The sequence below is a fragment of the Pantoea sp. JKS000250 genome (genome assembly GCF_003201065.1).
Classification (GTDB): domain Bacteria; phylum Pseudomonadota; class Gammaproteobacteria; order Enterobacterales; family Enterobacteriaceae; genus Pantoea; species Pantoea vagans.
Map to the genome: position 1 here is coordinate 3833659 of NZ_QICZ01000001.1, position 25540 is coordinate 3859198.

Sequence of the window (25540 nt, forward strand, 5' to 3'; positions counted from 1 at the left end):
GATGCTCTTACTAAGGCAATTAACAGGTGTTCAGTATCCCCTTCAACGTATGAACGAATGACGTTTCATTATCAACATCCTGATAAATTCTTACCTGCGACTGAATATTTTAATATTTCTGCAAATTGCATTATCTGATGCCACTACAAAAGAAACTGTGAACGCAAAACTGGCATCTGTTTGTGACTGAATATCGTTACTGTAATACCTCACTCATAAGGAGGATTTATGGACGCTAATTATACAAAAGACGCGATTTATATCTGTCGCCTGATGTTTGGGCAGGCTGTGCTGGAATTATTAGCAGATAATCAGCCGGTCACTAACCGCGCTCTGGAAGCAAAAATAAAGGTGATGTTACCTGATGCGCAGCCTGCGCTGATTTACAATGTCGCTCTTGATCTGTTAAATGAAACGCTAAGTTAATCTTCTGCCTGTCTGATAAGCGCCCGGCATTCAATATGTCGGGCCTGGCTATCAGCACGTGACAGCTGATTCATTTTTGTAACGCGTGCCGCAAAAAAAAGAGTTGAACAGGATCCCGTTGTCACAGAGGTGTACGCTTCTGCGAATACACAGGGAGAATATTATGGACGATGAAGCTTTAAGTGATGCGATTGCGGCATGCCGACTACTATTTGGTCAGGCTGTTATGGAAATTGTGGCTGAGGATAAGCTGGTAACCCGCGAAGCCATTACTGAAAAAATTCATCAAATGTTTACCGGTATTGAGCCTGAACCTGTTATGAGACTGGCTATCAACCTGCTGTCAAATAACGTCCACTGCTGATTCCGCTGAATGCAGTGATGACACTGGCCGCCGTAGGTGGCCTTTTATCTCTTCCTCACGCTGACGCCCCGCGCAAGTTTTTCTTAATCATTCACCCGGCTAATGAGCCCGGCATAACGCTTGCCTGAAAAGCGCCCATCGCCTTTCAACAACATGGCGATCATTGAACCAACCTCGATCTGCGCTGACTAATTTGCTGACTTATGCCGTTACGTTAACGCTTCAGAGACGTTAATTGTGCGAGTCTCACTTTTATTCAGCCAGAACGGCGTAGCCAGTGCGCAGAGGATGTCAGACATGCGGGTTTTAATTATTTGTCGGGATAATATTGGCGATACCTTGCTGACCACGCCACTCATCAGTGCGCTGGCGCAGTCGGGCCAGTATCAGGTCGATGTACTGACCAACAACTACGCTGCGCCCGTGTTGCAGCATAATCCCGATATCCGGCAGCTCTTCTATTACACCAAGTTGCATCACCGTGAGGCAGGGCAGGGACGACTGGCCTGTGTGTTACAGCGACTGAAGCTGATGCTGAATCTGAAAAAGCAGCGTTACGACATAGTGATTCTGGCCAAAAGCCGCTGGGATCAGCATGGCCTGAAGTGGGTTAAAATCGTGCGTCCCGCCAGAGTGATCGCGCTGGGGCAGCAGCCGCATCCGCTGATCAGCGATTTACTGCCGCCGCCCGGCCAGTCACCCTGTCATATCAGCGAAACCCTGTTTAGCCTGGGACGGGATTTGCGTCTCAGCGCCACCGCGCCAGGCAAACTGACGCTGCGGCCGGATGCGGCTATAGCGGCCAGCCTGCGAGACACCTGCGCGATTGATCCCACTCTTCCGGTCTATGCACTCCAGATCAGCGCCCGCAAGCCGAGCCAGCAGTGGGACGCCGCCCGATTTGCCGGGCTGGCTGAGAAAATTTCGGCGCATCATCCCTGCCAGATCATGCTGCTCTGGTCACCTGGCAGCCGCGATAATCCGCGTCATCCGGGGGATGATGAAAAAGCGCGTGAAATCATGGCGCTCTGCCCGCACCTGCCGATAAAGGCGGTGGCGACTACCAGCCTGCCGCAGCTGATTGCGGCTATGTCGTTATGTCAGGGGCTGGTGAGCAGTGATGGCGGGGCAATGCACATCGGTGCCGCACTGGGCTTACCGGTGGTGGCGCTGTTTGGTGACAGCGATCCGGCGTGCTGGCATCCGTGGCAGGTTAACTATCAGGTGCTGCAACCGGCGTCACGTGAGGTCAACGCGCTGAGTAGCCGCGAGGTTTATGACGCCTTCGCCCAAACGATTATTCAGTAATCTGCTTCAGGCCAGCGTCCACGGCTGGCCGCTTCACAGAGCATCGCGATCGTTACGGGAGAATATCCGCCAGATGTAAACCACTTCATTGGTGTCATTCGCCGCGGGTACGCCGCCGGAAAATAGCGGGCATCATCATAATGCTCAGAGCAGACGTTGAACGTGGCAAAAAAATCATTCATCAGAATCGCGAACTCCACCTCATTCAGCGGCAGCTGCTGCAGATGAAAACCCGCCCGATCCACTTTCCGGAACCCGCCCAGGGCGGTTGGCTGATTGTGGTATTCAATCAGCGCAATAATAGCGTGAGAGAGATCGTTCATTACCCCACCAGTTTCGCCACGGCCTGCTCGACTTCTTCGGCCTTAATCGACGCCATCGGATGCTGTGATGCCGTTTTATCCGGGCGATGAATAACAATATGGCGATCGCTGTCCTGGCAGGGGCCGGTATAGCGTGGATTGGCGGTAGAGAACAGGCTGACCGTTGGCGTCTGTGCCGCCACCGCGATGTGCAGTGGGCCGGTATCGCCGGTGACCAGCAGGTCCAGCGTGCGGATCAGGGTAATGAGGCCGCTGAGATTCGTTTTGCCTGCCATTGGCGTCACACGCTTACGGCAGTGCGGCGGCAGGCTTTCGATAAATTGTTTCTCAAGAGACTGCTCAGCAGCTGTACCGGTGACAATAATTTCAGCGTCAGGCCAGCGTTCGAGCAACGCGGTCGCCAGCTGGCTGAATGAAGCCAGCGGCCAGCGGCGAATATCTTTAGATGCCCCTAACTGAAAACCGATACGGCGATGGCTGGCTGTTGCAGCAGGGCGGCTATTTACCTCGGGCAGATGCATCCGGGTCTGCTCTGTCTCTGCGCCCAGCGCTTCGAGCAGCTTCAGCTTGCGCTTGATGGTGTGATCGTCGAAATAGCCTGAATAGTGATCAAGATATTTATTCAGCACCGGGGATTCGCTGCCGTAATGATCGCGCACAATCGCCTTACTGCCAGTCAGTACTGAGCTCATAATATCGTAGGGAAAATGGGCGTGTAATATCACTGACAAATCCGGTTTCTGGCGACGCAGTTTGAAAAATAGCGGCAGGAAATTAGCCACTTTGTTATCCCAGATATAGATCTTATCGAACCAGTTATAACGGCTGACCAGGTCCTTATTTTTCTTACTGGAAACCAGAATAAATTTGCTGGTGGGAAAGCGATTCTTCAGGCTCCAGATAGCGGGTGTATTCATCAGAAAATCGCCCAGTGCCGTAGTGGAATAAATCACTACCGTGCCGGGTGTTAGCGCCTGCAGGGCCTGCGGTTTTGTTCTGCCTGAAAATCGAGAATAAAGCGTTAAAAGTCGGTCTATCAGATAAATCTTTTTTTTCTTCACGTCTGAATTCTCTTGAACGTATCAATAATATTAAACAAAAGGTGTTGTGCATTATTAGAGAATATTCTTACGTCTAAAGTTCAGCAGGGGGAAATCTTTTTTATTGGTCGTAGAATATTTGTTTAAACTTTTTCCACAATTTTAGTGTTGTTTATTCAGGGTATATATACAGAATTGTGTAAAAGAGGTAGGCAATTTTCGAAAAGAGTTGGGATGATTCTTATAATAAGAATAATATTTCAGGATTTTTTAATCCCGCCCTTAATTACTAGCAGGTTAACTATTAGCAAATTTATTTTACGGCAGCTATTGAATATAAAAAAAACAAACCCCGGCATGCGTGCCGGGGCAGGGTATTACGACTGAGGCTGACCCACCGGGCCTGATCCCAGGGTGCCGCCTGGAGAAGACTGGCCACTTGGCGCATGGGGACGGCCATCTTCTTTAATGGCGTCGCTCTTATGTGAGCAGCCCGCCAGAGAGGTTAAGGTCGCTGCCACCAGCAGCAAAGCAGGAATCGTTTTCATGAGGTCACCTTGATGTTGTCAGAAAGAGAACGTAATTAAGACTGGAGACTCACCGTGCGCTGGCCTGTGAAGGCTTATCTTTCAGATGTTTCTCAGCATACGGTCAGCTACAGCCAAAAAAAACGGAAGCCAGTGGCTCCCGTTCTGTTGACGTGTGGCGGTATTACTTGCGACCCAGCAGGAAGCCGATAAATACGCCAACGCCTGCAGCAATGGCCAGACCGGCAGCAGGATTGGACTGAACCTGATCGCGAATGGTCTCAGCAGCATCACGTGCAGCATAGCTTGCCTGGTTGGTATAACGACGCGCTGCGCCCTTAGCCTGATGCTCGGATGAACCGGTTGATGCACCCCATTGTTCCTGAACTGCGCCAGCGGCTTCTTTTACTTTATCTTCGATTTTTCCTGACATTTAAATGCTCCTTGGTTTTGAGTAAGACTCTCAAAGCGTAGCAAAGATAGTGAGTTCTGCTGCGCCAGTGCCCGATTAGGCGTTAAAAAATCATTTCTGGCTGTTAATGGCGCTGCGTTTGCGGGCCAGCCATTTCCTGTCTAGCCTTTTGAGATGAGAGTCACAGCCGGAGGAGAAACGATGAAACGTGATGCACTGAATGATGATGACTATGATGAAGTCTGCCGCGTTATTGGCGATGCAGTCATTGTGCTGATGGAGCGCGGTCATGATACCCGGCGTGGCGAAATCTACGACCTGCTTAAACGAACCCGGCAGCAGCGCGCCCACAGTGAACGGGATGAGCAGCGAATGCTGGATCACGCTATCCGGCTGGTTAAGCCCGACGTTTAGCGAATGTGGAAGCGTTACGTTACTGTAGCAGCACGCCCTGAATCAGGCTGGCTTCAACAATCTCCACCTCATTGATTTTCAGCGCCTGCATATATCCTTCCACCAGTAACAGATTACTCACGTCCGTGGCGCGATAGTCGCCAGACAGTTCACTGTCGCCTTTCCAGACCTGCTGCTGCGAGAGCTGGCTCAGGGCCGCCAGCGTATAGCGGTCGGGTTTGCCCGGTAACTGATTGCGAATCGAAAAACCGTGTACGCCTCCGATGCCAATTACCCGACGACCGGCCACATCCTGTTTGATCTGCGGGCTGACTTCGTTAGTCGCGTAAAACTGCACAAAGCGCAGCACCGACTGCCGCCAGGAACCAATAGGATTGGGGGATCCCGCCTTCGGGCTGTTCTTGAGCACCGTCAGAATAAAGTTTTTCAGCGTCACCGAAGCCAGTCTGCCCTGATAGATATCGGCTACCGGCTTGCCCGCCTGCTGCCGCCATGCAGTCATCTGCATTGACCCGCCGCCAATATCCCAGACCAGTAACTGCTCATCCCGGACCATTGGATCGTTAAGCGCGGCTCTGGCAGAGAGAAAGCCAAGCGTCGCCTCCTGCTGCTGCGAAATAATGCTGATTTGCGCACCGCTCTGGCGCTGCAACTGTTCAATGACGGCCTGACCGTTGCTGGCGTTGCGAAACACCGCCGTCGCCACGCCGCTGATTCGCTGCGGATGAAAGCGCTGTGCGTGCGCCACCAGCTGCTGCAGTGCGGCGGCACCTTCATGGGTTACTGACGGACTCAGCTGGTTATCCGCTGAATGGGCTAATGCGTCGTTCCAGGCCACGGCGCGCTGATCCTGATACAGCACTTTTTCGATACGCTGCTGGCAGACATTGACGCGCGCCACCGCAATTTTGGTAGTACCGGAACCGATATCCAGACCGGCGCGGATTTGCTGGCAGCGATCGGCCTGGGCCGATGCGACAAAAAACAGCGAGCAGAACAGCGTAAAAACAGACAGCGCAGCAGGACGCATAGCGACTCCGGGGGCAGAGGGGATCAGAGTGAACGGGTGGCGATGCAGGTCGGGTAGACGCTCACCAGGAAATGACGCAGATGGTCAAAGCACCATTCGGCGTCATCAGCCTGCGGACAATAGAACTGGATGGTAATTTTTTCGTAATCGCGCTGACGCTGACGCAGCGGCGACCAGCTCCAGTCGAGCACTGAACGGGCATAGTTAACCAGTGTCCCGGCGGGCAGCTGATGTTGCTGCTCCTGTCCGGTCAGGTAACGATGAAAGCTCGCTTCCAGCTGCAGGGCTTCCTCAAAGTCGTGCTGCGGCAGGTCAGGACGAAAAGCCACATCGATAAAACCACAGACCGCCTTTTCCTGCTGCTGCCAGTCACAGGCCAGAGTCATAAACAACCCCTCCTGCAGGTTAACCTCCTCGACCAGTCGCCGCAGATTCGCTGAGCGATTCAGCACGACAATCTCTTCAAGGCGACCGGTTTCCAGCGTCAGATCAAAGCCACAGGGATTAACAGAGCCATCCGCATTGCGCGTAGCGGGGAAGGGGAAGTCGATATAACCGTTGTTATCCAGACGCTTTTCCATCGGGGAGCCCTGCTGCTTGACGTTTCCTGACAATAAACCATCTGGCAGCAGGATTCATCCCTTATGGACAGGTCCAGGTGATTTGGGTGTCCTGGTAAGGATTAATCAGGCGGAACTGCTTATCTGACAGGCGCTGCGCATAGTAGCCTTCACGCGTTACGGCGGAGGGGACATATCTGAATCGATCCAGCGACTGTAGCGGGCCACTGTTTACGCTGACATTGTCCCGTGTCACGGTGAAGCTGTTAACCAGATCAAAAATCACACCCTGAGTCTGTCCCATCGACTGACCATAAATTGTCGAGACCTCACCCGGACATTCCACCCCTTTCGGGCCAGATGAACATCCAGTCACCATCACGATGAGGATTAAAATGCTGAGTCGCATCATGATTTTCTACCTGCTTCAATCCCTGGGAGTGTTGTGGCGCAGAGTCTATCCTGTTGCACCACCAATCACTTAATTATAGCAGTTTCCGCTACGCTTCCTGTTTGTGATTTGTTTAATCGTTAAGCAACAGGAATGTAAAGGGGTGACTTTGCTTATCAATAAACGTTATTCTTGGCTCCTTTGCGCACCACTTAGGCAAATCCAGGGATAAATGATGAAAGAAGAAGAAGCAAGTCTAATGATTATTCGCCACGCGATTGACGAGCTGGAAGCCGATAAGAAGCAACAGGTGCTCGCCTGCTCAGCGAATATTCGTGCAGCCATGCAGGCTTATGATAGCGAAAATGCCGGGCTGGCGCTGATGTTAGTGGCCGCCGAGGTGGCAGCCGAATAGTCACTATCCGGCCATGCAGGCACGCTGTCAGGCTGGCCGGATTACTTTATCTTTTCTCAACTTTCAGGTTTTTTCCCACACCGATTCCACCTTTTAATGGTCTCAGTCACGCTCGCCTCACGCCTCTCCTCTGGTTTTTATATGTTAAGCTAAGAAAATTCTCAATAAAATCAGTGGAGACACAACATGAAGGCAGCGTTAATTGCCCTGGGCCTGCTGGCCTGTCACATTGCACCCGCCTGGAGTGAAACCGAATTTCAGCTTAACTGTCCCGGCCGGCCGACCATGACGGTTTCGCGTGCCGAATATGGTTTAACCACCCTGATGTGGCCGGATAATCACTTCCAGATTGCCGCCGGTCAGCAGCGAACCCGCTTAGAAACGGGCGATCAGGTGGCGATTACCCGCTTTCGCAATGGCGATCAGCTGATTGTGAACCAGCGCAGCCAGGCAACCTTCTTTGTTTACCGCGACAGCGATAAACTGCTGCCCTGCAGACGCAGCGAAAAACGCGATGTCGATGCGCTGACCCTGGAGCGCTACGACGATCGTCAGCGTTCCGACAGTTAACCCCGGGAGCCACTATGCAACCTGAGATTACCGACAACGTTACCGCGCAGGATCTGGATGAGGTCAGGCTGGGCCTCAATGCCTTCAACAGCAAATTTATTGATGTGAATACGATCAGGTCAATTGGGGTGTTTATCCGTGATGAGCAAGGCAAAAAGCTGGCCGGGCTGACCGGCTCAACTACCGGTCACTGGCTGCGGATTGATATGCTCTGGGTGAGTGAGGCGCTACGCGGGCAGGGGGCAGGCAGCAGGCTGATTCAGGCTGCCGAGCAGGAGGCGCGGGATCGCGGCTGCCGTTATGCACAGGTGGATACCGCCAGTTTTCAGGCGCGGCCGTTTTATGAAAAACTTGGCTACACTCTGCGGCTCACGCTGGCGAACTACATAGATGATTATCAGCGGCACTATCTGACCAAAGAACTGTAATCAGAACAGCGGATTTTCCCGCAGATCCAGAGGATGCTGTTCAGCTTCATCAATGGCAGCCAGCCAGCTTTGCAGCGTCACTTTTTTCCAGGAAAGATGCCCGCGCGTGGTGCTCATCAGCACCACGTCGGGGCGCAGCGAGCGGTAAAATTCCAGCGTCTGGCTCAGCTCAGCCGGATTACTGTCCGGCACCAGCACCGTGATCCAGTTGTCATGAGAACGGGTCACGGTATCGCCGACAAACAGATAGGTCAGCCCCAGCGGCGAGGTATAAAGAAAGCTGCAACTACCCGGTGTGTGTCCGGGCGTCGGCAGCAGATGGAAATCGCCGAAGTGCGTCTCCGGCTGCGAAAAGGTGTCATCAGGCTCCGCAAAACGGCTGATGGGGCCTAATGAGCGGCTGTGGCAGTAAAGCGCGCTGCTGAAACGCTGCTGGATCACCGCCGCACCAGGCGCGGATTCGTGCCAGTGGGTCAGATAGTGACGGATCACGCCGCCGGTATCAGCAATCACTTCATGATCGAGCGGGTTTTCTACGCGGCCAATCAGCAGATTGCCGCGCGGGTGACGCAGCATAAAGCCATGCATCATCAGGTCATTAACGGCATCTTCCACCGGGAATTCCGGGGTTGAGATCCACAAATCGTCATACAACGGCTTCAATGTCGATCTCCTGAAACGCTCTCTAATCCCGCAGGACGGGATGCCCGGTCGCCTGCAAATGGGCGTTGCCCTGGCTGACCGCTAATCGTGCGCTGGCACCCAGCGGCAGTGTGACGGTATCAGCGGCATGACCAAAATCTAATCCACAGATCACTGGCAGACCGGTAGTATCACGCACGCGCTGCCAGACGGTACTGAAATCAAACCCATTGTCATAGTCCGACAGGGCCGTGCTGGTGAAGCTGCCGGTGACGATCGCCCGCTGTCGCGCCAGAATGCCGCTCTGCTCCAGCTGAATCAGCATGCGTTCAATGCGGAACGGATGCTCATTCACATCTTCTATCACCAGAATGCCGTTCTCAATCTGCGGCATCCACGGCGTGCCGATCAGTGAGCAGATCATCGCCAGATTCCCGCCCCACAGCGTACCCTGCCAGTTGCCCTGGTCTGGCGTTTCGCTCTGCCATTTCACCTCTACTGTAGGTGATGTCAGTGCCTGCCAGAAGTGGTGCAGGGTAAATTCAGATAAGGTCGCGGCACCGAAGTTACCGGCCAGCATCGGTGCACTGAAGGTAATCAGGCCAACCTGTGCCAGCAGCGCCAGCTGAATCGCGGTGAAGTCGCTGTGGCCGCACAGCGCCAGCGGCTGATTCAGCAGACGGCGTTGCAGGCCAACATAGTCGATGGATGCCAGTAACCGGCTGGCTCCGTAACCGCCGCGCACCGCCAGCACCACGTCGGGCAGCGTAGTGAGGCTGGCAAGCTGGTTGATATCCGCAAGGCGTTCCGCGTCGGTGCCGGCGAAGCGCTGAAAACGGCGGGTGATCACCTGCTCGTTCTCCACCTGATGGCCCGCCGCGCGCAGTCGTGCAATGCCCTGCAGCGCCGCAGGCTGATTATGACAGTAACCGGAGGGGGAGATAAGACGAACTGAACGTGAAATCATCATACTTTCCTGCTGTTAGCGCTCATGACTGACGGCGATGATGGCGAAAAGCCCCGCTGAAGTCACGGTGCACGCCGCATAATCGTGTATTTAGGATAAACGGTAATTTTGCTCTCAGGCTGCCTGGGTATGATAGCATTCGCCATAACCGCGATGAGACGAAAAATTGCTGAAAATCCGACACCTTATACTCTCGGCTTTACTCCTGACTGGCTGTGCCAGCGAGCCACCGCACCATGCCGTTAAGCAGCGCAACACGCCGTTAACGCAGGCACCGCCTTCCAGCGTCAATGGAACCTGGGCCATGTTTACCGAAGATGCCGCCAGTCATTATGGCGTTGATGAGAAGTTGATCAGCGCCATTATCAGTGTCGAATCGGGTGGAAATCCGGGCGTAGTGAGCCGTTCCAATGCGGTAGGGCTGATGCAGATTAAAGCGTCGACCGCGGGGCGCGAAGTCTATCGCACGCTGGGCCGCCGGGGTCAGCCGTCGAATGCCGAGTTGCGCGATCCGGCCAAAAATATTGATATCGGCACCGCCTATATCCGCATCCTGCAGGACTCTGCGCTGTCGGGCATCCGCGATCCGCTGACCCTGCGCTACGCCACCATCGTCTCTTATGCCAATGGTGCCGGTGCGCTGCTGCGAACATTTTCCCGCGATCGCGATCGGGCTATTGCGATGATCAATGCCATGTCACCGGATGAGTTCTATCAGCATGTGCAGAACAGGCATCCGGCGGCGCAGGCACCGCGCTATCTCTGGAAAGTCACCACCGCTTATCGCACCATCTGACCGGTTTTGACTACGCCTGCGGCGTGAGCAGCAGCCGCGCCGTGGGATAGTCAATAATCAGTACCTTGATATAACCGCCCAATAGCGCACCGCGAATCGCCTGCGCTTTCTCCCGTCCCCCAGCCAGCCCGACGACCTGCGGACACTGTTTCACCTGCGCCAGCTCCATTCCGATCACCGGATCTTCTTCCGCTTTCAACACTGGCTGGCCGCAGGCGTCAAAATAGTGCAGGCAGATATCACCGACCGCACCGCGTGCCGCCAGCGTCTGCAGCATTTTGCCATCATAGTAGTTGCCAGAATTGCGCAGCAGCGCCGACGGCTCCAGATCGCCGATGCCGACAATCGCCAGATCGACCTGCTCAAATTTACTCAGCACCTCGGCAACCTCGGCATTGGCCGACAGCCGCTGGCGATCGCTGACCGAATGCTCAATCGACTGCGACGGCAGCAGCCAGGCGGGGCAGTTCAGCAGCGCCGCCAGATTCTGGGTCAGAATGGTGGCCTGCACGTTGCCGTTTGCTCCGACGCCGCCCAGCAGCTGGATCACGCCCTTACAGGCGCTGTTAAGCGGATGCAGCGCATCTACCATCGCCCGGATAGTGCCGCTCCACGACGAAATACCAATCAGCTCATCGTTGCGCAGCCGGGTCTCCAGATAGTGAGCGGCCGCCGATCCAATCGCCTGCTTAATCTGCAGTGACGACGCCTGATCCGGCACATCCACCACAATCGCCTGCGGCAGGTTGTAGGTCTGCTCAATCGCCTTTTCCAGTTCCGGATAGACGTTAGCCGGTGGCACCACACTGATCTTGACCACACCCTCTTTCACGCTGCGATTAAGAATGCGTGAGACAAACGACTGCGATAGGGTCAGCGACTGCGCGATCTCTGACTGCTTCAGCCCTTCGACATAGTAAAGCGTGGCAATCTTCACCATCAGTCGCTGTTCATCCTGTTTTGCCATCGGTTTTTCCCTCTCTGAATCTGCCCGGTATTGTTAACCAGGATGATCAAAATCACAACGCAGGCTAATTTGTGATCGTTTTCGCTTTTTAACGATTGCGCATTGGACGGCGCGTCAGCGCAGGCGCATAGTCATTATGCATATAAAATCGCGTGTGAATATATATTCAAAGCGGAGAAAAATAATGACTCGTCCTCTGATTAAACTGACCCTGCTGGCTTCGATGTTCGCTTTTTCTGCAACGGCGCTGGCGGCAGAGCAAGGCCTGCTGGCGATTATTACCCCATCCCATGACAACCCGTTTTTCAAAGCCGAGGCAGAAGGCGCGTTAGCCAGAGCCAAAGAGCTGGGTTACGCCACGCTGGTGGCGTCGCACGACGATGACGTTAACAAGCAAAACCAGCTGATTGAGACCGCGATTGCGCGCAAAGCGAAAGCGATCATTCTGGATAACGCCGGCGCGGACGCCACCGTCGGGCCGGTGCAGAAAGCCAAAGATGCCGGTATCCCGACCTTTCTGATTGACCGTGAGATCAACAAAACCGGTATCGCCGTGGCGCAGATCGTCTCCAATAACTATCAGGGTGCGCAGCTGGGTGCAGAGACATTTGCAAAGTTGCTGGGCGGCAAAGGCGAGTACGTTGAACTGCTGGGCAAGGAGTCTGACACCAACGCGGGCGTGCGGTCGCAGGGCTATCACGACGTGCTGGATGACTACACCGACCTGAAAATGGTGGCGCAGCAGAGCGCGAACTGGAGCCAGACCGAAGCCTTCAGCCGCATGGAAACCCTGCTGCAGAAGCACCCCAACATCGTTGGTGTGATCTCCGGTAACGACACTATGGCGCTGGGCGCGGAAGCCGCGCTGAAAGCCGCCGGAAAAACCTCGGTGATCGTGGTGGGCTTTGACGGCAGCGACTACACCCGCGATTCGATCCTCAACAAAGGCAACATCAAAGCGACGGTACTCCAGCCGGGCTGGGATCAGGCGCAGATGGCGGTCATGCAGGCGGACTACTACCTGAAGAACGGCAAAGCGCAGAAACAGGAGAAGCAACTGATGGACTGTGTGCTGATTGACGACAGCAACGCCGCTAAGCTGAAAAACTTCAACCTGGCGAAATAACCATGAAACGGATACTGGCGGTATTGACCGGTATGGCGCTGCTCAGCGCCTGCACCGTGGTGGATCTGGATGCGGACGGTAACCCGATTCTGCCGAAAGATCCGCACGCGAAGCCCAGTTATACCACCCAGACGCCGCAGCAGATTGCGGAGGAGACCTGGCAGCCGCGGGTCATGACCACCGCGAACAGCCACGCGCTGAGCTGGGCCGACATGGAGGCGAAAAGTCAGACGGTTAAACCCGGCGGGCGTGAAAGCGTCTTCGTACGGGCCAGCGGGACGGCCAGCGCCCTGGATGAGAGTAATCCGCGAGAACGCACGCTGACGCTGACGATCAACGGTAAACCGGTGGCAGTCAGGGTCGGGCCGGTGCTGCGCAGCAACGCTATTCGCGACGCCGCCGGGTTCCGTTTCGAGGAGTTTACAAATCAGGTGCAGTACGCCCAGCTGACGCGGGCGCTTAATCGTCATGCGGTGAAGCAGCTGCCGCCACTGGATGCCAGCTGGGTCAACCAGCCGGTACAGGCGCTGCTGGCGGTGAGCATCGGTCACAACAGCGTTGTAGAGGTGGTGGCGGTGGAGCTGAAGCGGGGGACGCCCTGATGAACGATGAGATCATTCTGCGGGCCGAGCAGATATCGATGCTGTTTCCCGGCACGCTGGCGCTGGATCGCGTCGACTACCGGGTCTGGCGCGGCAAAGTTAACGTCATCATCGGTGAAAACGGGGCGGGGAAATCAACCCTGATGAAGATTCTGGCCGGGGTACAGCAGCCCAGCGCCGGTTCGCTGTTCCTGAATGGCAAGCCGCTGACGCTGAGCAGCACCCGTGACGCCGCCCGGCACGGTATCGGCATGGTGCACCAGGAGCTGAACCTGTTTGAAAACCTCACGGTGGCGGAGAACCTCTTTCTGGGCCGGGAGATCCAGCGCGGCCTGTCACCCATCAATGAGGCGGAGCAGGCACGCCGCACCGCCGCACTGATGGCGCGGCTCGATCAGCCGATTTCCCCCACTGAGAGGGTCGGCAATCTCAAAGTAGGTCAGCAGCAGCTGGTGGAGATCGCCAAAGCGCTGGCGGAAGATGCAGACATTCTGATCCTCGACGAGCCAACCTCCGCGCTGAGCAAAACCGAAGTGGAGATCCTGTTCCGGGTGATCCGCGACCTGACGCAGCAGGGCGTGACCCTCATCTATATCTCCCACCGGCTGGAGGAGCTGATGGCGATTGGTGACGTGATTACCATTCTGCGTGACGGACGTTTCCAGGCGGAAGCCCCGGTCAGCACCATCGATGTACCGTGGATCGTGCGCGAGATGCTGGGCAGTGAGCCGGTCACGACCTTTTTGCCGGATCGGCGTGAATTTGGCGCGCCGGTGCTCGAGGCACAGCATATTACCTGCGTCAGTCCCAACGGCAATACGCTGGTGGATGACGTCAGTTTTCAGGTGCGGGCCGGCGAAATTGTCGGGATCTACGGACTGATGGGCGCGGGTCGCACCGAACTGTTTGAGTGTCTGCTCGGCAGCCAGCGCCACTATCTCGGCAGGCTGTGGCTCGACAGTAAACCACTGCCAACCCGTCTGCCGACCGCCGATCGCATCCGTATGGGCATGAGCCTGGTGCCGGAAGATCGTAAACGCGCCGGGATTTTCCCGGTCTCGTCGGTCGCCAGTAATCTCACCATCGCCAGCCTGTGGCGGCGACTGTCGCACCGTTTTGCCATTGCGCATCAGGCGGAGCAGCAGGCGGTGAATCAGACGGTGGGCAACCTGGCGATCAAAATCTCGTCGCCGGACGTCGCCATCAGTGCACTCAGCGGCGGCAATCAGCAGAAAGTGGTGATTGGCCGTGCGCTGCTGACCAATCCACGTCTGCTGCTGCTGGATGAGCCGAGTCGCGGTATTGACGTCGGGGCCAAAGCCGAGGTGTTTCGCACCATGGTGGCGCTGTCGCAGCAGGGCATCGCCGTGCTGTTCTCCACCTCAGACCTGAAAGAGATTATGGCGGTAGCCGATCGCATCCTGGTGATGTCGGGCGGCAAACTTACGGCTGATCTTCCCCGCGACCAGGCGGAAGAGGCAGCGCTGGTGAAAGCAAGTGCGCAGGGGTTCTGAGCATGAAAAGCAATAACAGCGTCGCGCTGAACACACTTCCGGCTAAAGCGTTCAGTTCCCGCGAAAGCATTCTGCTGCTGCTTCTGAAACTGCGCACCTTTATTGCGCTGATTCTGATTGTCGGCTTCTTCGCCATCACCGTGCCGGACTTTCTCGCCACCGGCAGCCTGGTGATCATGGTGAAACATATCGCCATCAACGCCTTTCTGGCGCTGGGCATCACCTTAGTCATTATCACCGCAGGCATTGACCTGTCGATTGGGGCCACCTTAGGGCTATGCGGCATGATCGCCGGCTGGCTGATCACTAAAGGGATTGTGCTGCCGATGTTTGGCATCGCTATCTTCCCCAGCGTCTGGGTGATTGTGCCGGTGGTGCTGTTGGTCGGCGCGCTGATTGGCGCGGGCAACGGCTGGATCATTACCCGCTACAATGTGGCCCCCTTTATCTGCACCCTCGGCACCATGTACATCCTGCGCGGTGCGGCAATGCTTACCTCTGGCGGCGAGACCTTTCCCGGTTTGCAGGGTAATCCGCTACTGGGCAATACCGGTTTCGACAGGATTGGTGCGGGAACGTTTCTCGGGCTGCCGTATGCCATCTGGATGATGGTGCTGCTGGCGCTGGTCATCGCCTATATCGCCCGTCGTCTGCCGTTTGGCCGTCAGGTCTATGCCATCGGCGACAACGAGCGTGCCGCTGAACTGTCGGGGGTGAAAACCCGGCAGGTGAAAATTCTGGTCTACACCCTGTCGGGCTTCTGTGCAGCCATTGCCGGCATCGTGGTCTCATCGCAGCTGGTCGCCAGCCATCCGGCGAACGGCACCGCGTTTGAGATGAACGCGATTGCCGCCGTGGTGCTGGGCGGCACCTCGCTGGCGGGCGGACGCGGCACCATTGTCGGCACGCTGATTGGGGCGTTTGTCATCGGCTTTCTGGCGGATGGCCTGATCATGATGGGTGTCAGCGAATTCTGGCAGATGGTCATTAAGGGCATTGTCATCATCATCGCGGTCATTATCGACCAGACTCAGAGCCGGATGCAGCAGAAGGCGGCGGTGGTGGCACAGAAAGCATTAATTGAGGAGGGCTCACCGGCAAAATCCTGAACGCACTGAGCCAGGCAGGCGGGACTGCTGCATGTTTCTGCTCACGGGGATGGCCTGCCCGATTAACGGGCAGAGTGGCAGACAAAGGGGAGCGCCAGTGTAAGGCACGCCTTTTCTGGCAGAAATTTTTTTAACCGACGTGAATATATATTCATAACCGATTTAAAATTCAGAGGTAGTGTATGAATCCTTTCAATCTTCCGGTCGAAGACCTTGAGCGTCGGGCGCGTGCTATCCGTCGTCGCATTATCCAGCTGAATGCGGGCAGCCCGGCAGGTGGTCATACCGGTGCCGATCTGTCGCAGGTGGAGATCCTCACCGCGCTTTACTTCCGCATTCTGAACTGCGCCCCGGATCGCACTGACGACGATCAGCGTGACATCTACATCCAGTCTAAAGGACACGCGGTGGGCGGTTATTACTGCGTGCTGGCGGAAGCAGGCTACTTTCCGACCGACTGGCTGGCAACTTATCAGCATGCCGACTCACATCTGCCCGGCCATCCGGTGCGGCAGAAAACGCCTGGCGTTGAGCTGAATACCGGCGCACTGGGACACGGACTGCCGGTGGCGGTGGGCATCGCTATCGCAGCGAAAAAAGATAACAGCTCGCGCCGCATCTTTGTGGTGACCGGCGACGGGGAACTGGCCGAAGGCAGCAACTGGGAGGCAGCACTGGTCGCAGCGCATTACGGCCTCGACAACCTGATCATCATTAATGACAAGAACAAGCTGCAACTGGCGGGCGCGACCCGCGACATCATGAACACCGATCCGCTGCCGGAAAAATGGCGCGCCTTCGGGCTGGAGGTCACCGAATGCAACGGCAATGAGATGGCGGCGGTCGTCGACACTATTGAAAATCTGCCGAAGAACGGCAAGCCGCAGGTGATCGTGGCACATACCGAAAAGGGCTTTGGTATCTCCTTTATTCAGAGCAAAGCCGAATGGCATCACCGGGTGCCGAAAGGCGAAGAGATCGCGCTGGCACTGGAGGAACTGAAAGATGAGTAATGCACAACATTTAGCAAGCGTCATGGTAACGGCCTTTATCGACGCGGTGAATCGCGGCGTGGATCTGGTGCCGGTGGTGGCTGACTCCACCTCAACCGCCAAAATCGCCCCCTTTATCAAAGCGTTTCCCGACCGGCTGATCAACGTCGGCATCGCCGAGCAGACGCTGGTGGGCACAGCGGCCGGGCTGGCGCTGGGCGGCAAAGTTGCGGTGACCTGTAACGCCGCGCCGTTTCTGGTATCACGCGCCAATGAGCAGGTGAAAGTTGACGTCTGTTACAACAATACCAACGTCAAACTGTTCGGGCTGAATGCCGGGGCCAGCTATGGCCCATTAGCCAGCACCCACCACAGCATTGATGATATCGCGGTGATGCGCGGTTTCGGCAATATCGAGATCTATGCGCCTTCCTGCCCGCTGGAGTGCCGCCAGATCATCGACTACGCCCTTGAGCATGTTGGCCCGGTCTATATCCGTCTGGACGGCAAAGATCTGCCGCAGCTGCACGACGAAAGCTACCGGTTCAGTCCGGGTGCGATCGACCTGTTGCGGGAAGGCAGCGACATCGCGCTGGTGGCGATGGGCTCAACGGTTCACGAGGTAGTTCACGCCGCTGAGCAACTGGCTGAACAGGGCATTTCAGCCGGTGTGATCGCGGTTCCATCGATTCGTCCCTGTGATACCCAACAGCTGCGCAACCTGTTAAATCACTACCCAGCGGTGATTACCGTAGAAGAGCACAACGTCAATGGTGGTGTCGGCAGCCTGGTGGCCGAAGTGCTGGCGGAAGGCGGCTGCGGCATCCCGCTGTTACGGCTCGGCATTCCGGATGGCGAATATGCGATTGCCGGCGATCGCGCCTCGACCCGTGCCCGTCATGGCATTGATGCCAGCAGCGTAGTCAACAGTGCAGCACGCATCTGCGCAGGAGCATAAACATGGTGGGACCCCTGATTCTGGCGATCGACGAAGGCACCACCAACGCCAAGGCGATTGCGGTTGATCGCAGTGGCCGCGTCGTGGCGCGCGGCAGCCAGAGTTTAACCCTGCAACATCCGCAGCCCGGACTGGCGGAGCAGGACCCTATGGCAATCTGGCAGGCGGTAAAGCAGGCAATCATCCAGTGTCTGTCAGCCTGTGATAGCGCGCCGGTTGCGGCCGTGGCGATCAGCAATCAGCGCGAGTCGGTGCTGATCTGGCAGCGGCGTGATGGTCAGCCGCTGACGCCACTGGTGAGCTGGCAGGATCGACGCTCAGAGGTATTCTGTCGCGATCTGCACCAGACGGGCAAAGCGCCACGTATTACCGGCTTAACCGGGCTGGCCGTTGATCCGATGTTTCCGGCCGCCAAGCTGACCGGGATGCTGGCCGCGATTCCCGACGGCGCGGCGCGGGCCGCAGCCGGTGAGCTTTGCATCGGCACCGTCGACAGCTGGCTCAGCTGGCAGCTCAGCGCAGGTGAGGTATTCGTTACCGATCACGCCAACGCCGCCCGCACTCAACTTTATAGTCTGCATCTTAATGACTGGGACGACGAGCTGCTGACGCTGTTTCAGCTACCGCGCGCCGCGCTGCCACGTATTACCTCCTCCGCCAGCGAACAGGGCGTGGTCGCGGTGCGTAACATTCCCGGCTTAGCGCCCGGCACGCCCATTCTGGCGCGTATCGGTGACTCCCATGCTGCGCTGCAGGCACAGCGGCGCGGCGAGTCAGAAGTGGTGAAAGCCACCTACGGCACCGGCTCCTCACTGATGATGTCGATGGCGACCCCGCTACTGACGGAAAATGGCCTCAGCACCACCGTGGCCTGGCACGACGGCACGCTGCGTTATGCGTTTGAAGGCAACATCACCCACACCGGTTCCGGTGCCGCCTGGCTGGGCAAACTGCTCGGCGTGCAGGATCCGCGTGTGCTGACCGCCATGGCGCAGCGCTGCGACGACAATCAGGGCATCTATTTTGTCCCGGCGCTCTCCGGCCTGGGCGCGCCCTGGTGGGATCTGCAGGCGCGCGGCATGGTATGCGGACTGACGGACGCCGCCACGCCCGACGCACTGGCGCGTGTCGCGCTGGAGTCGATCGTCTGGCAAATCGCCGACGTCTTTTTTGCGATGGAGCAGGCCAGCGGCCAGCAGCTCCCGGCCCTCTGTGTGGATGGCAGCGCCACCGAAAACAGCTGGCTGATGCAGTTACAGGCGGATGTGTTACAGCGGCCGCTGCAGCGGGTGCCGACCGCCGAAGTATCCGCGCTGGGCGCGGCGCTGCTGGCGGGCAAAGTACTGGGATGGTGGCAGCAGGGCAGTGATATGCAGGCGCTGCAGGGCGGGAGCGTCATCATGCCGCGTGAAGAGCACGCGCAGCGTATGCAGGAAAACTATAAAGGCTGGATCGACGCCGTTGCACGCTGTCGTTATCAGCCACATTAATCCTTAACCGGAGCAGAGCCATGTCAACACTTCCTCAGCAGTTAACCTTCGGTGTCATCATTGGCAACCGGGGATTTTTTCCCAACTATCTGGTGGGCGAGGCGCGCCAGCAGGCGGTTGCGCTGTTTGAAAAGATGAACATCAATACGGTGATGCTGGATGAAACCCAGACCAATCTGGGTGGCGTCGAGACGCGGCAGGAGGCTAAAACCTGTGCTGCGCTGTTTCGTCAGCATCGCGAAGCGATTCACGGCATTGTGGTGCTGCTGCCTAACTTTGGTGATGAAAAGGCCATTGCCGAAGCGCTGCGTCTGGCCGGGCTGAATGTGCCCGTACTGGTGCAGGCGGAAGAGGACAACCTGGATAAAATGGGGCTGGCGACCCGACGCGACAGCTTCTGCGGCAAAATTTCGCTCTGCAACAACCTGCGACAGTATGGCATTCCGTTTACCCTGACCCGCCAGCACGTCTGCGCCCTGAGCGGCGAGGTTTTTCAGCAGGATTTACAGCGCTTCAGCCAGCTCTGCCGGGTAGTGAATGCGATGCGGCGGGTGCGCGTTGGCGCGATTGGTGCGCGGCCCGCCGGATTCAACACCGTCCGCTACAGCGAAAAGCTGCTGGAGAAGATGGGCATCGCGGTAGAAACCCTGGATTTATCGGAGATTTTTACCCGTACAAACCGGCTGCGTGGTGACGATATCCGCGTGGCAGAGAAGCGCGAGATCCTGGAAGCCAACGCCGATGCGCGCGGCATTCCGGGCGACAAAATGGTGACTATGGCCAAACTGTTTGTGGTCATCAGCGAGTGGATCAGTGACAACGATATCGACACGACTGCCATTCAGTGCTGGACGTCGCTGCAGGAAAACCTGGGCATCAACGTCTGCTCTATCATGAGCGTGATGTCGGGACAGCTGATGCCCAGCGCCTGTGAAGTGGACGTGATGGGCGCGCTGTCGATGTATGCGCTTGCCAGCTGTTCGCTGAGTCCTGCTTCACTGGCGGACTGGAACAACAACTTTGGCGACGAGCGGGACAAATGCGTGCTGTTTCACTGCGGAAATTTTGCCAGCGCCAGCCTCGAGTCACCGACCATGGGCACGGCGGATATTATTGGTACCACCGTGGGCAAAGAGAACACCTGCGGTGCGGTGCATGGCCGGATGAAGCAGGGCGACCTCACCTATTTCCGCCTCTCGACCGACGACTTCAGCGGCGAAATCAAAGCCTATGTGGGCGAAGGCATGTCGGTCACCGATCCGCTGGACACGGTCGGCTGTCGCGCGGTCATTCAGGTGCCGCAGCTGGAGACGCTGCTGGCGTGGATCTGCCGCAATGGCTTTGAGCACCACGTGGCGATGAACCACTCTGCTACGGCCGGTGTGCTGCAGGAAGCATTCAGTGAGTATCTCGGCGTGAGTTGTTACCGGCATCAGTAAGCGATAAGAGTGAATCGCAGAACGCGATAAGGGCAATGCGGGCCATGAAGCCGATGCGACCACGGTTCTGGCCGCATCGGCTTCATGGCCCGCCATTTTCAGGACAGGAGGGCGGGCATGTTAGCGCGCCATTCTGCGCACTTCGCCATCGTCACTTTCCACGGCAACCAAATCCACCGGCGGCAGATTACCCCCGCTGAACTCAACCTGACGAATCGGGAAGGCGAAGCGGATATTGCGCTCTTCAAGAGCCGCCATGAGCTGCAGGTTAATCTCCTGCTGTATATCCATGTACTTGTTGTAATCCGCATCCAGCACAAAATAGACCACTTCAAAGGTCAGCTTTGAGTCCTCAAAAGCCAGGAAGTGGGCGCGGTCAAAACGGGTGGTCTCAACGCCCTCGATAATCTCTTTCACCAGCGGGCTGATCTGGCGCACCTGCTCAGAAGGCGTGGCATAGCTGATGCCAAACTTAAACACGATGCGGCGCTGCTGCATACGCTTGTAGTTGTGGATGGTCTGCTGCAACAGAATGGTGTTTGAGCAGACGATCTGCTCGCCACTCAGGCTGCGCAGCCGGGTGGTTTTCAGGCCGATATGTTCAATGGAACCGGCTATATCACCAAAGACAATGAAATCGCCATGCTCGAATGGTTTATCGAAGCCTATCGCCAGCGACGCAAACACATCGCTCAGCACGGTCTGAATCGCCAGCGCAATCGCGATCCCCCCGACGCCCAGGCTGGCGACCAGTGCGGTAATATTGATGCCCATGTTCGACAGAATGGCCAGGAACATCATGATCCAGACCACGACCCGCAGCAGAATCCCGAGGATCACCGTCGTCACCGGATTCCGCACGTGCAGGGGATCGCGCAGCAGGCTTTTCAGCCAGAGCCGGATGCCGCAGTCGATCCACAGCGCGAGCTGTACGATCAGCGCCAGGAACCAGCCGTGTGCGATGGTCACGCTCCAGGATTCGGGCAGGTCCACAAACTTCAGGGCAATCAGCAGTGAAAAGATCAGCAGCAGGGTCTGGCTGGTGCTGCGCAGTATCTCCACCAGAATCGCGGTCGCGCGGACATGACGATGTTCGCTGTAAAGCGCAATCCGGTTGGAGATAAAGCGAATCAGGGTACGTAATACCCAGTAAATCACCAGCGTGGAAACCACCACGATGGCGCTGTTGAGCCAGAGTTCCTGATTAAAAAAGAGGGAGTGAAAACGACGTGAAGAGAGCCAGTTTTCCATTGGGGAGGGTCTCCTTGCTGGGTTCCGGTTTAAAAGAAAACAAGCAAGAAGCATAGCCTGGATGCGGCCCACCTGTGTGGCGCATCCCTGAAGACGTTACTGGAAACGGGTCGATTTATCGCGAGCCAGTCGCTCAAGAGCAAAAATAATCTGCTGAAGCTGCCGCTCCTGCGCCGGGTTCAGCGTGGCAAAGCGAAAGCTCAGGCGCGGTGTCACAAGGGTTTCGTTTTTGCGGGTCACCACGCAGCGCTCGCCAATATTCAGCAGCTTCACCGGCACTTCAAAAATGCCATATTCGCCCAGCTCAACCCGAAATTGATTGAAGCTATCGCCATTCTGCAATCCGTCCGGCAGCGGCTCATCTACCAGCACGCCCAGACCGCCCAGGGAGAGATCCTGCAATCGCAGACGCGTTTTACGGCCATCCGGCCACAGGGTATGACACCAGAACTGCGGCTCCATCGGGGCGCAGACGCGGAAGAATTCCCGTCGCTGAATCTGCCACAGCAGGTCCGGCAGCGGCGCGCTGAAGGCGGGTAAGCCTTCAAACTCCACTTTTTCCAGCGAGGCGAGGCTGAACTCTACCTTCGCGCCGAAGGTTTCAGCGGTGATACTGAGATCGTCGCTGGTCAGTGCGTATTCGTTATCCAGGTTATTACTGCCGAGGTCAAACAGCAGGCGATCTTTATCGGCAGTCAGCATCCGGCTGATAAACTGCCCGCGCGCGAAGCGCACCAGTAGTGGCGTCTGCAGGCGCAGCAGATCTTTCATTACGCCCAGAACCGCCAGCGTGCCACGTTTTAAATATTGTTCCTGGTCGGCTTCTTTCACGTCCTGCTCCGCAAGGGGTTACTGTATTTATGCTGTTTTTTTGCCTCATCCCGGTTATCGGCGCGGCAAAAAAAAGCTTTAGCCGGTGAATTCTTAAAAAATAGTGTGACCCGTGAGGCGTTTTTCAAAAAGCTGGCTATACTTATCGCGGTAAACCGCTTGATAAATCAGGCGTTCACGCTTTAATCATAAAAAGGAAGGAGCAACAGATGGGTATTATTTCCTGGATCGTCTTTGGCTTAATCGCGGGTATTCTGGCGAAGTGGATTATGCCGGGTAAAGACGGTGGCGGTTTCATTCTGACTATCGTTCTGGGTATTATCGGTGCCGTAGTGGGTGGCTGGATCAGTACGCTGTTTGGCTTCGGCCGCGTCGATGGGTTTAACTTCGGAAGCTTTGTGGTCGCTGTTATCGGTGCCATCGTGGTGCTGTTCGTATACCGCAAAGTACGCAGTTAACCGTAACGGTTTCAACAGAAAAGGGGACGAAGCGATTCGTCCCCTTTTTTATCTTTTACTTTTAATCAGAAATCGTAACCAACGGTCGCCATCACGCTGCGTTCCGCACCCCAGTAGCAGTAGCCTGTGCCGTAGCAGCCCGCCACATAAGTACGATCGGTCAGGTTGTTGGCGTTGACCTGTACCCAGGCCCCTTTCAGGCTGCTGTTCCAGACGCCAAGATCGGCCCGCACCGACGCATCAAACAGCGTCACCGACGGCACGCGCGTGGTGTTTTCATTGTCCGCCCACTGTTTGCCGATGTAACGCACGCCTGCACCTGCACTCAGACCGTAATCAAACTGATAGTGACCCCAGAGTGCCGCCATGCTGTTGGGGGTGACGTATGGCGTATGTCCGCTGTTGCCATCCACCGAATCTTTAAAGCGCAGATGATTCAGCGTATAGCTCGCCACGGTGCTCAGACGCGGGGTTAATTGATTACGCGCTTCCAGCTCGATACCCTGTGAATGGACTTTGCCCGATGGCGTAAAGAACGGCGTCGGTGCTTCTCGATTCGCCACATCTTTTTGCGTCAGGTCATAGACCGCCACGCTATAGAGATCGCGGGTGCCATTGGGCTGATATTTAACGCCAGCTTCATACTGCTCGGCGGTGGTCGGCTTCAGCAGGTTATTGTTGCGATCCGTGAGTGCATTGGGGGTAATTGCCTGGCTCCAGCTCACATAAGGCGAGATGCCGTTGTCGAACGCATAGAGCAGTGCCGCGCGTCCGCTGATATGATCATCCTGACGACGCTCGCTGCCGCTGTTATTGGCGACGATGCGGTCATAACGGCCGGAGAGATCCAGATGCCAGCGATCCAGCTTCATCTCATCCTGCAGATAGAGGCCGGTCTGATAATAGCGACGGGTTTTATCCACCCAGGTGTAATCCGGCATGTCGCCCACCTGCTCGCCGGTCAGGGCATTCAGCTGACTGGCTGAACCGCCGGCCGCGCTGATCTCATTTTTATAACGATGATACTCGGCACCCAGCGTAACACGGTGCTCCAGTTCGCCGGTGTCGAACTCCGCCTGTAAGCGGTTATCGGTGGACCAGGCCGAGAGCGACGAGCGTTCACCGGAATATAAACGGTTTAGGAGGTCGGGATTTTTTTCATCCCAGCCAATCTGATAGACCTGATCGAGATCGACATTTGAGTGGCTGTAGCTGCCGGTCGAGGAGAACGACCAGACGTCGTTAAAGCGATGGGCGAAGTCGAAGCTGTAGATCTGCTCGCGGCGCTTGAACTGATCGAGATCGCTGTTGCCGTCATAAAAGCCATTGCTCAGCTTATAGCCGTTGTGTTCGGTGAGGCTGCCGTCGCCCGGTACGGAACCGTGATAACCGCCCGACGGATCTTTCTGCAGATAGGCTTTCAGGATCAGATGGGTATCTTCATCCGGCTGCCACATCAGTTGCGGCATCAGCGCATATTTCTCTTCGCGGGTGTGATCGTACTGCGTATCGCTGTTTCGGGTCACGCCGGTCAGGCGAAACGCCCACTGGTCGTTAATCGCATTGGTATAGTCAAACATCGTGCCGGTGGTGGCATTACTGCCCGCCTGCAGTTGGATGTGACCCTCTTCGCTGAACTGTGGACGTTTGGTCACCATATTGACCAGGCCGCCTGGCACCGTCTGACCATAAAGGGCAGAAGAGGGGCCTTTGATCACATCGATGCGCTCAAGGAAGGCGTTATCGACCTGGAAAATATTGTAGCTGCCGCCGTCGCTCATCAGCCGCATGCCGTCGAGGAAGGTGTTATCGGTATCGCCGCCGTGGAAGCCGCGCAGCGAAATAGTGTCGTAACGGGTTGCGGCCCCACCAAAGTTGGTGAAGACGCCGGAGCTGTAGCCGAGTGCCTGGTTCAGGGTCAGCGCGCCCTGATCCTGCATCTGCTGGCGGGTGACCACGGATATCGACTGCGGCGTGGTGATCAGCGAACGATCGCTTTTGGTTGCGCCCTGGCTGGTCGTCGCCAGATAGCCCTGGGTCGGTGACGTCGAGTCTTCCTGCGGTTGTGCAGTCACCACCATATCGGCAGCGAAACTCAGAGCAGGCGCGGTCAGCGCCAGGGTGCAGAGGCGAATATACCCTCTCAGCGACAGTGACAGTTTCATCGGAGTTCCTTTCATAGCAAAGATT

General features: G+C 56.5%; 30 protein-coding genes. 17 read left to right on the forward strand and 13 right to left on the reverse strand.

What is annotated here, in order from left to right; translation table 11 throughout:
- The first annotated feature begins 228 nt into the window (after positions 1-228).
- From BY447_RS18140 to BY447_RS18150, 3 genes are all read left to right on the forward strand, one after another.
- Complete coding sequence (locus tag BY447_RS18140) at positions 229-426, forward strand: hypothetical protein (RefSeq protein ID WP_013357527.1); 198 nt, start codon at positions 229-231, stop codon at positions 424-426.
- Positions 427-589: 163 nt separating this feature from the next.
- Complete coding sequence (locus BY447_RS18145) at positions 590-790, forward strand: hypothetical protein (protein WP_013357528.1); 201 nt, start codon at positions 590-592, stop codon at positions 788-790.
- A 297-nt stretch (positions 791-1087) separates the two neighbouring features.
- Positions 1088-2098 (forward strand): glycosyltransferase family 9 protein, encoded by a 1011-nt coding sequence (locus BY447_RS18150; protein WP_110331726.1) that lies wholly within the window; start codon positions 1088-1090, stop codon positions 2096-2098.
- Here the strand turns inward: BY447_RS18150 and BY447_RS18155 are convergent.
- The 4 genes from BY447_RS18155 to BY447_RS18165 form a co-directional block, all read right to left on the reverse strand.
- Complete coding sequence (locus BY447_RS18155) at positions 2092-2421, reverse strand: DUF1493 family protein (RefSeq protein WP_110331727.1); 330 nt, start codon at positions 2419-2421, stop codon at positions 2092-2094. The two genes, BY447_RS18150 and BY447_RS18155, sit on opposite strands and share 7 nt — an antisense overlap.
- A complete protein-coding gene (locus BY447_RS18160) occupies positions 2421-3482 on the reverse strand; it encodes a glycosyltransferase family 9 protein (RefSeq protein ID WP_110331728.1) in 1062 nt (353 codons plus the stop codon). The genes BY447_RS18155 and BY447_RS18160 overlap by 1 nt, the downstream gene beginning before the upstream one ends.
- A 356-nt stretch (positions 3483-3838) precedes the next feature.
- The gene (locus BY447_RS23410; protein ID WP_013357533.1) at positions 3839-4009 is read right to left on the reverse strand and encodes a hypothetical protein; all 171 of its coding nucleotides are present in this window, start codon (positions 4007-4009) and stop codon (positions 3839-3841) included.
- 163 nt (positions 4010-4172) lie between these two features.
- Positions 4173-4421 (reverse strand): DUF883 family protein, encoded by a 249-nt coding sequence (locus BY447_RS18165; RefSeq protein WP_110331729.1) that lies wholly within the window; start codon positions 4419-4421, stop codon positions 4173-4175.
- Between the two features lie 180 nt (positions 4422-4601).
- On the opposite strand from BY447_RS18165, the gene BY447_RS18170 reads away from it, so the two are divergent.
- Complete coding sequence (locus BY447_RS18170; RefSeq protein ID WP_013357535.1) at positions 4602-4814, forward strand: DUF2767 family protein; 213 nt, start codon at positions 4602-4604, stop codon at positions 4812-4814.
- A gap of 19 nt (positions 4815-4833) precedes the next feature.
- Here the strand turns inward: BY447_RS18170 and BY447_RS18175 are convergent, their stop codons facing one another.
- The 3 genes from BY447_RS18175 to BY447_RS18185 all read right to left on the reverse strand — a co-directional run bounded on the left by BY447_RS18175 (position 4834) and on the right by BY447_RS18185 (position 6816).
- Positions 4834-5844: a Ppx/GppA phosphatase family protein gene (locus BY447_RS18175; RefSeq protein ID WP_110331730.1), complete on the reverse strand. Its 1011-nt coding sequence runs from the start codon at positions 5842-5844 to the stop codon at positions 4834-4836.
- Between the two features lie 23 nt (positions 5845-5867).
- The gene (locus tag BY447_RS18180; RefSeq protein WP_013357537.1) at positions 5868-6425 is read right to left on the reverse strand and encodes a hypothetical protein; all 558 of its coding nucleotides are present in this window, start codon (positions 6423-6425) and stop codon (positions 5868-5870) included.
- A 61-nt stretch (positions 6426-6486) separates the two neighbouring features.
- Entirely contained in the window at positions 6487-6816 is a 330-nt protein-coding gene (locus tag BY447_RS18185) for a hypothetical protein (RefSeq protein WP_110331731.1), read from the reverse strand.
- Between the two features lie 214 nt (positions 6817-7030).
- On the opposite strand from BY447_RS18185, the gene BY447_RS18190 reads away from it, so the two are divergent.
- The 3 genes from BY447_RS18190 (at position 7031) to BY447_RS18200 (ending at position 8208) form a co-directional block, all read left to right on the forward strand.
- Complete coding sequence (locus tag BY447_RS18190; protein ID WP_013357539.1) at positions 7031-7210, forward strand: hypothetical protein; 180 nt, start codon at positions 7031-7033, stop codon at positions 7208-7210.
- A 186-nt stretch (positions 7211-7396) separates the two neighbouring features.
- A complete protein-coding gene (locus tag BY447_RS18195; RefSeq protein WP_110331732.1) occupies positions 7397-7780 on the forward strand; it encodes a hypothetical protein in 384 nt (127 codons plus the stop codon).
- A 14-nt stretch (positions 7781-7794) separates the two neighbouring features.
- Complete coding sequence (locus tag BY447_RS18200; protein WP_110331733.1) at positions 7795-8208, forward strand: GNAT family N-acetyltransferase; 414 nt, start codon at positions 7795-7797, stop codon at positions 8206-8208.
- Here the strand turns inward: BY447_RS18200 and BY447_RS18205 are convergent, their stop codons facing one another.
- Together BY447_RS18205 and ldcA are read right to left on the reverse strand one after the other, a co-directional pair.
- Entirely contained in the window at positions 8209-8871 is a 663-nt protein-coding gene (locus tag BY447_RS18205; protein WP_033782762.1) for an MBL fold metallo-hydrolase, read from the reverse strand.
- Positions 8872-8893: 22 nt separating this feature from the next.
- Entirely contained in the window at positions 8894-9817 is a 924-nt protein-coding gene (gene ldcA, locus BY447_RS18210) for a muramoyltetrapeptide carboxypeptidase (RefSeq protein ID WP_199226938.1), read from the reverse strand.
- Between the two features lie 166 nt (positions 9818-9983).
- Here ldcA and emtA point away from each other — a divergent pair, with 166 nt between their 5' ends.
- Positions 9984-10613, forward strand: coding sequence for a membrane-bound lytic murein transglycosylase EmtA (gene emtA / locus BY447_RS18215; RefSeq protein WP_081093833.1), 630 nt, complete (start codon positions 9984-9986; stop codon positions 10611-10613).
- A 10-nt stretch (positions 10614-10623) separates the two neighbouring features.
- Here the strand turns inward: emtA and BY447_RS18220 are convergent, their stop codons facing one another.
- On the reverse strand, positions 10624-11580 hold the full coding sequence (locus BY447_RS18220) for a sugar-binding transcriptional regulator (protein ID WP_013357545.1): 957 nt from the start codon (positions 11578-11580) through the stop codon (positions 10624-10626).
- Positions 11581-11764: 184 nt separating this feature from the next.
- Between BY447_RS18220 and BY447_RS18225 the strand changes: the two genes are divergently transcribed.
- From BY447_RS18225 to BY447_RS18260, 8 genes are all read left to right on the forward strand, one after another.
- Positions 11765-12706 (forward strand): D-ribose ABC transporter substrate-binding protein, encoded by a 942-nt coding sequence (locus BY447_RS18225; RefSeq protein WP_110331735.1) that lies wholly within the window; start codon positions 11765-11767, stop codon positions 12704-12706.
- Between the two features lie 2 nt (positions 12707-12708).
- Positions 12709-13308, forward strand: a complete 600-nt coding sequence (locus BY447_RS18230) for a DUF2291 family protein (protein WP_110331736.1) — start codon at positions 12709-12711, stop codon at positions 13306-13308.
- Positions 13308-14822 carry a sugar ABC transporter ATP-binding protein gene (locus BY447_RS18235; RefSeq protein WP_110331737.1) on the forward strand — a complete coding sequence of 505 codons (1515 nt, stop codon included), beginning with the start codon at positions 13308-13310 and terminating at the stop codon, positions 14820-14822. The genes BY447_RS18230 and BY447_RS18235 overlap by 1 nt, the downstream gene beginning before the upstream one ends.
- A gap of 2 nt (positions 14823-14824) precedes the next feature.
- The gene (locus tag BY447_RS18240; RefSeq protein ID WP_110331738.1) at positions 14825-15931 is read left to right on the forward strand and encodes an ABC transporter permease; all 1107 of its coding nucleotides are present in this window, start codon (positions 14825-14827) and stop codon (positions 15929-15931) included.
- A 182-nt stretch (positions 15932-16113) separates the two neighbouring features.
- Positions 16114-16944, forward strand: coding sequence for a transketolase (locus BY447_RS18245; RefSeq protein ID WP_033732315.1), 831 nt, complete (start codon positions 16114-16116; stop codon positions 16942-16944).
- A complete protein-coding gene (locus BY447_RS18250; RefSeq protein ID WP_013357551.1) occupies positions 16937-17881 on the forward strand; it encodes a transketolase family protein in 945 nt (314 codons plus the stop codon). The genes BY447_RS18245 and BY447_RS18250 overlap by 8 nt, the downstream gene beginning before the upstream one ends.
- Positions 17882-17883: 2 nt before the next feature.
- A complete protein-coding gene (locus BY447_RS18255; protein WP_110331739.1) occupies positions 17884-19371 on the forward strand; it encodes an FGGY family carbohydrate kinase in 1488 nt (495 codons plus the stop codon).
- A gap of 20 nt (positions 19372-19391) precedes the next feature.
- The gene (locus tag BY447_RS18260) at positions 19392-20810 is read left to right on the forward strand and encodes an L-fucose/L-arabinose isomerase family protein (RefSeq protein WP_110331740.1); all 1419 of its coding nucleotides are present in this window, start codon (positions 19392-19394) and stop codon (positions 20808-20810) included.
- Between the two features lie 120 nt (positions 20811-20930).
- Here the strand turns inward: BY447_RS18260 and BY447_RS18265 are convergent, their stop codons facing one another.
- Both BY447_RS18265 and BY447_RS18270 read right to left on the reverse strand, forming a co-directional pair.
- Entirely contained in the window at positions 20931-22061 is a 1131-nt protein-coding gene (locus BY447_RS18265; RefSeq protein ID WP_110331741.1) for a mechanosensitive ion channel family protein, read from the reverse strand.
- 96 nt (positions 22062-22157) lie between these two features.
- Positions 22158-22892 (reverse strand): flagellar brake protein, encoded by a 735-nt coding sequence (locus tag BY447_RS18270; protein ID WP_110331742.1) that lies wholly within the window; start codon positions 22890-22892, stop codon positions 22158-22160.
- A gap of 209 nt (positions 22893-23101) precedes the next feature.
- Here BY447_RS18270 and BY447_RS18275 point away from each other — a divergent pair, with 209 nt between their 5' ends.
- Positions 23102-23350: a GlsB/YeaQ/YmgE family stress response membrane protein gene (locus tag BY447_RS18275; protein ID WP_013357556.1), complete on the forward strand. Its 249-nt coding sequence runs from the start codon at positions 23102-23104 to the stop codon at positions 23348-23350.
- Positions 23351-23415: 65 nt separating this feature from the next.
- Here BY447_RS18275 and BY447_RS18280 read toward each other — a convergent pair whose 3' ends face one another.
- On the reverse strand, positions 23416-25515 hold the full coding sequence (locus tag BY447_RS18280) for a TonB-dependent siderophore receptor (RefSeq protein ID WP_110331743.1): 2100 nt from the start codon (positions 25513-25515) through the stop codon (positions 23416-23418).
- Between the last annotated feature and the right edge of the window lie 25 nt (positions 25516-25540).

Coding starts and splice junctions, on each gene's coding strand:
- BY447_RS18275 (WP_013357556.1), top strand. CDS start 23,102: ATGGGTATTATTTCCTGGATCGTCTTTGGCTTAATCGCGGGTATTCTG.
- BY447_RS18265 (WP_110331741.1), bottom strand. CDS start 22,061: ATGGAAAACTGGCTCTCTTCACGTCGTTTTCACTCCCTCTTTTTTAAT.
- BY447_RS18170 (WP_013357535.1), top strand. CDS start 4,602: ATGAAACGTGATGCACTGAATGATGATGACTATGATGAAGTCTGCCGC.
- BY447_RS18220 (WP_013357545.1), bottom strand. CDS start 11,580: ATGGCAAAACAGGATGAACAGCGACTGATGGTGAAGATTGCCACGCTT.
- BY447_RS18280 (WP_110331743.1), bottom strand. CDS start 25,515: ATGAAACTGTCACTGTCGCTGAGAGGGTATATTCGCCTCTGCACCCTG.
- BY447_RS18230 (WP_110331736.1), top strand. CDS start 12,709: ATGAAACGGATACTGGCGGTATTGACCGGTATGGCGCTGCTCAGCGCC.
- BY447_RS18250 (WP_013357551.1), top strand. CDS start 16,937: ATGAGTAATGCACAACATTTAGCAAGCGTCATGGTAACGGCCTTTATC.
- BY447_RS18155 (WP_110331727.1), bottom strand. CDS start 2,421: ATGAACGATCTCTCTCACGCTATTATTGCGCTGATTGAATACCACAAT.
- BY447_RS23410 (WP_013357533.1), bottom strand. CDS start 4,009: ATGAAAACGATTCCTGCTTTGCTGCTGGTGGCAGCGACCTTAACCTCT.
- BY447_RS18245 (WP_033732315.1), top strand. CDS start 16,114: ATGAATCCTTTCAATCTTCCGGTCGAAGACCTTGAGCGTCGGGCGCGT.
- BY447_RS18165 (WP_110331729.1), bottom strand. CDS start 4,421: ATGTCAGGAAAAATCGAAGATAAAGTAAAAGAAGCCGCTGGCGCAGTT.
- BY447_RS18225 (WP_110331735.1), top strand. CDS start 11,765: ATGACTCGTCCTCTGATTAAACTGACCCTGCTGGCTTCGATGTTCGCT.
- BY447_RS18190 (WP_013357539.1), top strand. CDS start 7,031: ATGAAAGAAGAAGAAGCAAGTCTAATGATTATTCGCCACGCGATTGAC.
- ldcA (WP_199226938.1), bottom strand. CDS start 9,817: ATGATTTCACGTTCAGTTCGTCTTATCTCCCCCTCCGGTTACTGTCAT.
- BY447_RS18235 (WP_110331737.1), top strand. CDS start 13,308: ATGAACGATGAGATCATTCTGCGGGCCGAGCAGATATCGATGCTGTTT.
- BY447_RS18195 (WP_110331732.1), top strand. CDS start 7,397: ATGAAGGCAGCGTTAATTGCCCTGGGCCTGCTGGCCTGTCACATTGCA.
- BY447_RS18180 (WP_013357537.1), bottom strand. CDS start 6,425: ATGGAAAAGCGTCTGGATAACAACGGTTATATCGACTTCCCCTTCCCC.
- BY447_RS18175 (WP_110331730.1), bottom strand. CDS start 5,844: ATGCGTCCTGCTGCGCTGTCTGTTTTTACGCTGTTCTGCTCGCTGTTT.
- BY447_RS18145 (WP_013357528.1), top strand. CDS start 590: ATGGACGATGAAGCTTTAAGTGATGCGATTGCGGCATGCCGACTACTA.
- BY447_RS18255 (WP_110331739.1), top strand. CDS start 17,884: ATGGTGGGACCCCTGATTCTGGCGATCGACGAAGGCACCACCAACGCC.
- BY447_RS18150 (WP_110331726.1), top strand. CDS start 1,088: ATGCGGGTTTTAATTATTTGTCGGGATAATATTGGCGATACCTTGCTG.
- BY447_RS18200 (WP_110331733.1), top strand. CDS start 7,795: ATGCAACCTGAGATTACCGACAACGTTACCGCGCAGGATCTGGATGAG.
- BY447_RS18140 (WP_013357527.1), top strand. CDS start 229: ATGGACGCTAATTATACAAAAGACGCGATTTATATCTGTCGCCTGATG.
- BY447_RS18240 (WP_110331738.1), top strand. CDS start 14,825: ATGAAAAGCAATAACAGCGTCGCGCTGAACACACTTCCGGCTAAAGCG.
- BY447_RS18260 (WP_110331740.1), top strand. CDS start 19,392: ATGTCAACACTTCCTCAGCAGTTAACCTTCGGTGTCATCATTGGCAAC.
- BY447_RS18185 (WP_110331731.1), bottom strand. CDS start 6,816: ATGATGCGACTCAGCATTTTAATCCTCATCGTGATGGTGACTGGATGT.